This window comes from Chitinivibrionia bacterium (assembly GCA_009779925.1).
Classification (GTDB): domain Bacteria; phylum Fibrobacterota; class Chitinivibrionia; order Chitinivibrionales; family Chitinivibrionaceae; genus WRFX01.
This window is the reverse complement of record WRAZ01000070.1, coordinates 1-6,018: the sequence shown is the minus strand read 5'-3', so window position 1 is coordinate 6,018 and position 6,018 is coordinate 1. Positions and strand designations below refer to the sequence as shown.

At 44.0% G+C, this 6,018-nt stretch carries 5 protein-coding genes; all 5 read left to right on the top strand.

The genetic code is table 11. The features are described from left to right. Nucleotides 1-415: glycosyl transferase (locus FWE23_11125; GenBank protein MCL2845977.1), on the top strand; the 415-nt coding region annotated here is incomplete at its 5' end. Nucleotides 416-577: 162 nt separating this feature from the next. After that, entirely contained in the window at nt 578-763 is a 186-nt protein-coding gene (locus FWE23_11120; protein MCL2845976.1) for a hypothetical protein, read from the top strand. Beyond that, a complete protein-coding gene (locus FWE23_11115) occupies nt 741-1,148 on the top strand; it encodes a hypothetical protein (protein ID MCL2845975.1) in 408 nt (135 codons plus the stop codon). Before FWE23_11120 ends, FWE23_11115 begins: the two co-directional genes overlap by 23 nt. Before the next feature lie 507 nt (nt 1,149-1,655). Beyond that, complete coding sequence (locus FWE23_11110) at nt 1,656-4,232, top strand: InlB B-repeat-containing protein (protein ID MCL2845974.1); 2,577 nt, start codon at nt 1,656-1,658, stop codon at nt 4,230-4,232. Nucleotides 4,233-4,238: 6 nt separating this feature from the next. Further along, nucleotides 4,239-6,018 (top strand): M6 family metalloprotease domain-containing protein (locus FWE23_11105; GenBank protein MCL2845973.1); only part of this gene is annotated, 1,780 nt, incomplete at its 3' end.

The window sequence follows — 6,018 nt, the reverse complement described above, 5'->3', positions numbered from 1 at the left end:
CTATCAAAAATGCCTCCCCGAAAGTTTGGCGAGCGACCAAGACCGCTACAAATGCGAGCCGTACGTGTACCCTGAATACGTAAGAGGTCGCGGCGGTTTAGGACACGGACAAGGCGGACACACTTGGCTTACGGGAACCGCGCCCACAATGCACGCCTCGCTGACCGAGTGGATTTTAGGAATTCAGCCCGATTACGACGGCTTAAAAATTAACCCGCAAATTGCAAAAGACTGGAAAGAATTCACCGCAAAACGCAATTTCCGCGGCGCAACCTACGACATTACGGTTAAAAACCCCAACGGCGTAGAGAACGGCGTAAAATCGATTACTGTTGACGGCGCGGCGATTGAGGGGAATGTGATAAAACCCCACAGCGACGGGAAGGTGCATAAGGTCGAGGTGGTGTTGGGGTGATGGTTTGAATGCATGTAGGGGCAAGTTTCAAACCTGCCCTTACATGCAATGTTAAAAGAGCTCTTTTTTTTTGAATTTTTAATATGTTTTTCCACTTTTCGCAATAAACAAATAGTATTTTAGAACTAATTTATTGTTTGAATATAGAAATTGGGAGGTTTAATGGCTTTTTTTAAAGTGTTGAGAGCAGGCGCAAATGGCTTTTGCGATGATGATTTCAAGTATAAAAACAGTGATGAAAAATTAGTGAAAGTTGTCAAAGAAAACGGCGGAAACTTTGTTGTCTCCAACATGAATTTACTTCTTAATGCACAAAGGAGAATAAATGCCGAAAACCGAAATGTTTGAAGATATTTACCAGAGTATTCTGGGAGAGTTAAGCGTATTAAGTAAAAGCGAAGACAAAGACGATGCCGAGATTGCTAAATATTTACAAAGCGTTATTGGGAATATTAACAGCATTGAAAAACGTAAGTTAGCAGAAACATATCATGGGTATAAAGAAGCCACTAAATCGGATTTCCGCCATCAACTCAAGACGAGGAAGAATATGAAAAAAATTGGCAATCTGAATTACGTTGGGCACGTAAGAAGGAAATACTATCTCCATTATCTTTGGCACACGAATTTTTTCTTCTCGAAACCTATAATCGGCAACAAACAGAAATTGAGCGACTACAAGCAGATAATCAGCAACAACAAGTCGAAATTAACCAACTTAGAAAAGAGTTAAATAGGGCATAACGGTCATAAAAACTGCTGATCGTGAATATGGAGATGCATTTCTGCATCTCTGTATGTAGGGAAATTAAATAAAGCGTGCAAAAAATGTGCATTTTTGTATAGCAAGTAATTTTTATAAATTTAATTGCACCACGCGATAAAGCAATGTTAAAAATTGATGAAAATAATTACAAGAAAAACACAATTTTCACCAAAAACCAAAATAATCCCGTAAACCACCAAAAACAAAACATATTTTCTCTCGGATCTTTGACTAAAAAAATGATTTTTCATTTTCTCTCTTCTGAATATCTCCAATGTTCAATGTATATGAGGAAATGAGAAAGCGCAAGTGTCTAACGTTAGGCACGCTTCTTTCTCGTTTATTTTCGATATACATAGGTTTTGGAGATGACCTCAGAAGACGGAAGTTTTCGAGAGATGAGGCGCGTCTTTTTTATTACTCCGAAGTGTTTCGTTTCTCCACTATTAACTTATTATTAGGAGGTTTCGGGGTATGGTAAAAGTTTTTAAGTTTTTGGCGGCAATTTTGTGTTTTGCCGCAGTGGCGACGGCTCAGGTTTGGAACAGCGCAACACCGCCGACGGTTGCGGACGGGGCGACTATAACAATAGCCGCGGGGGCTTCGGGGCAGTTAGTCGTGCCCGAAAATGCGACGATAACCATAAGAAGCACAGGAATGGTTAATAACGAAAATAGAGAGATTTCTTTCAACATCGAAGAGGATGCAAAAGTTATTTGGTCGGCGCAAATTATAAGTTTAGCGCGTAATGTCGTAGTACTTAACGGAAGCGGCACATTTGAAGTTATTGCAGGCGCGCAAATAATCAATGGCGACAGAAAAGGAGGCGAGCTCTTTACCGAAAGAACAACCGCAATTAACCCTAACGATGCAATTACATTAAGAGTTTTGGGCGGAGAAATAAAAAGTTTGGGGAGAGAACGTAATGCGCAAGCGATTTCTTTCAGCGAAGCAACCGTCGTAATAGAAATTTTGGGCGGAGAAGTCGGCACATACGGCACATTTAGCGCAATCGCATCCTTCGGCGCCACTCCAACCGTCAGACCTTTAATTTCGGGTGGGGTTGTCTATCAGGTAAACTCCAACTTTTCTACCTCGATGTTAAATATTACAGACAATGGAGTGGTTGTTTCCTTTGAAAACGCAGATTTTGCAGGAAATTTTGACTTAGGGACAAAAAACAGATTTGCAACTTTGCCGACGGACGCGCAAGTTTCTTGGGGAACAAGCGGAGGGCAAAACGGCATAGTTTATCCGAACGGTTTCTTTGTTCCTCGTTCTTCGTACGCTTTTGCTTTGCCGCAAACTTTTGTTTGGAATGCCATTAGTGTGATTGGTAGAACCGGATTAATAAATGGCGACACGGTACAAATTGCCAGTTGCGCAAGAGGCACTCTTATTATTCCCCCCAATGCGGTTATAACAATTGTGGGAAATATTGAAGCGTGTTCCTCATTGTTGAGCTTCGTCAATCCGCTGACGACCCTTGACTTTAATATTCCTCCGACGTCCAGAGTTGTCTGGAGAGCAAATTTCGATAAAACAGGAGTTTTGAATTTAAGTGGTAATATGGCAATTAGCGGCAGATTGAGAGCTTCCGGAGGCGGAGAGTTAGAACTTGCAGGCGGTTCAATAATATGCCGAAACCCTAGTACCGGAAGCGGAAGCGGATTTCCTATTCGCGCAGATAGCGGCAGTACTATTAAAATTACCGGCACAGCTATAAGCAGGACGGGAACTGTCGGCGAAATAATTAATGCCGATAACGGCAGCACCGTTATTGTTTCCGGCGGAAGAGTGAGTACAGGAATAGCTGCTCATACCGGTGGTGTGGGCAGTGCTATTAGCGCCAATAACGGGAGTACTGTAATAGTTGCCAACGGTGGAGAAGTTATAAGCGGAATCAGCTCTGATAATAGTAGCAGCACCCATATATTGGGGACTATTTTAGCACGAAATGGCAGCGCCGTAATAGTTTCTTCCGGCGGAAGAGTTATTTCAAACGGAATACACCGTCATACTTCTGCAATTACAATTGACAACACATCGTCCGTTAAAATTGAAGACGGCGGAGTTGTAGCCAATGTAGTTGATCATAACCGCCATAACCGTGAGCATAGCAGAAGCCCTATTCGTGTTAGTAATAACTCAGATAGTATTACAATTTCCGGCGGTTTTCTTATTGCAAATCGTGAATTTGTGGTCGGCGGGGCTTTCAATTTACATGGCGTTCTTGCTGCTTTGCCGACAGGTAATTTGCGCGGCGGCGCGGTTATTGCGTATCAGGTGGGCTCATATCCTTCGGGAAGCAGAAACGGATTGCTTACTTTTCCTGAAAACGCAGATGTGTATTGGGGAAGACACTCAGGACAGGTCGGTATTTTTTATCCCGACGGATTTTTCCCTATCGAAGGAGTAACCCTTGACGGCGTTGTGGAATGTCAAGTATGCCGTCGTTTTCCCTGCGCTTGTCCTATTTCGATAACTTGGAACGCCGACGGCGGACTGCCTGCTCCTGTCCAAACAACCTCAAGCCCGGGCGGAAGAGTATTGCTACCTGCGGAAATGACAAAAGACGGATACATTTTTGTCGGATGGTTTTTGGACGCCGCTTTCCAAAACGCAGCAACATTTCCGATATTGAATGTGAATGCACCGATAATACTTTGGGCAAAATGGGATGAAGTTCCCAATTCTATCCGTCAAAGACAGCCGCAGTTCTCTTTATACGGAATTCTCTTGGAGAACGCAATCGCCTCCGATGTGGCAAGATTTTCGGTGATAACGCCCGAGCCCGCGGTGGCGAATATCGTAATTTTCGATAATTTGGGGAATGTTGTGTTTTCGGCGGACGGCGTAGGGGCGTATTGCATACGCCCTGCAACAATGCCCGTCGGCGATTTGGGCGTATGCAATACGCCCCTACAATGGAATTTAACCAACCCCAACGGACGCCTCGTTGCCAACGGCACCTATATAATCGCCGTCGAAGCAATTGGTATCAGCGGAAAGCGCTACCATTATTCCACTCGAATAGGCGTAAAAAGGTAGGCGTTTATGCGACAAATTGCGGCGATTTTCTTGTTTTTGGCTTTAACTTTGCAGGGCGGCTTTGCCGTTCCTGCAAACCCTTTAAGCGTTTCGCAATCGCAGCAAAATCACGTCTTTGAGGGCGAGTGGACTATGCCTGTAATTCTCGTTGATTTTCCCGACAGACCGTTCACCAAAACAAAAGAGGAGTTTGAAGAAATATTTAACGGTGCGGTGCGCAATTATTTTTTGGAAAACTCTTCGGGAAAATTCGATTTACGGGCAAATATTTACGGACCGTTTACCTTGCCTGATTCAATATCGGTTTATGGCACTTTCCGATGGCGTTTAGGCAATCATACAATCCAAGTGGCGCGACAGCACGGATTTGACCCTACAATATATCCTCACCCGCTTCCCGATTTTGAATACGATCCTTGGACGACTTACAGCAATTATATCGGTGTGCATATAATTTTTGCTGGTTATTGTCAATCCGAGGGCGTTTCGCGGGACGAATCGGTATGGTCGCACTCAGACGGTTGGTTTTTTTTTGATGACAATAACATTGAACGGAACGGCAGATACGGAGCTTCTCCCGAATTGCGCGGCAGAAGCGGCTCTAATATCGGACATATCGGTATAAAAGTTCACGAAATCGGACATTCTATTTTTCACATAGAAGATTTTTACGGCAGTTCGGGTTCGGTAGCTTTGGGTCCTTGGTGCATTATGGCAAGCGGCTCGTGGAATTTTATACCTCCGCGTTTTTCGGCGTATCCGCGTGCAAGATTGGGCTGGGCAACCGTAATTACACTGAATGAAACAGCGGCAAACATTACTTTGCCTAATCCCGCTTTACACGATATAGTATATCGAATAGACACACAAACCGAAGACGAATATTTCTTGATTGAAAACCGCCAAAGAGTCGGCGTTGACATCAATGTTCCCGCTGACGGAATGTTAATTTATCACGTAAATAGAAATAATCGGCTTTTTCTTTGGAACGCAAACCCCGAATGGCGCGGATACTATATAAAACAAGCGGGCTGCCTTGCACAAAACGGTTGCGGCGGCAATTCTACAGCCCGCGCCAACGATGTTTTTCCAAGAACCGAGGGCGCAATAACGCACAACAAATTTACGGATTATACCGTCCCCAATTCTCTGTCCTGGGCGGGCGAAAAAACCGACAAACCCATAACAAACATAAGACACAACACATTAACCCGAACAATAACATTCGATTTTATGATGACAACAACGTGGAACAGCGACACCCCGCCAACGCTCATAGACCAAATGACCGTAGTAATCTCCGTCGGAGCAAGCCGAACATTGCAAATTCCGCCAAACTCAACCATAACAATAATCGGCGAAACCGACAATTTATTCGACAATTCAAACAGAACAATCGGTATCCATATTCCGTTTAATTCAAAAGTAATCTGGAAAGCAAAATACGCAGGCACCATTCCGCAAAACCTAATGATAAGAGGCGACGGAGAACTTATAATGACCGACGGCGGCTTAATAGTAAACTACGACCCGACCTCGTGCAAATTAAGCATTTTACCCGAAAACGCACGAGTATCTTGGAGATTGTCTCAACCGACAGGCATTATTTACGGCAACGACGAATTTTTACCCATAGCAAACGTATCCGCAAGACACAATTTCGACAACTGGACTTTAAGCAAAGAGCCCAACTGCACGGATTTCGGCGAAATATCAAGAATTTGCCAAATCTGCACCCAAACAGAAACCACTCCCACCCCCGAACGAAACCCCGAAAACCACGCTT

Excerpts from the sequence above, each read along its gene's own strand:
- FWE23_11120 (MCL2845976.1), top strand. The coding sequence starts at position 578 with ATGGCTTTTTTTAAAGTGTTGAGAGCAGGCGCAAATGGCTTTTGCGAT.
- FWE23_11115 (MCL2845975.1), top strand. The coding sequence starts at position 741 with ATGCCGAAAACCGAAATGTTTGAAGATATTTACCAGAGTATTCTGGGA.
- FWE23_11110 (MCL2845974.1), top strand. The coding sequence starts at position 1,656 with ATGGTAAAAGTTTTTAAGTTTTTGGCGGCAATTTTGTGTTTTGCCGCA.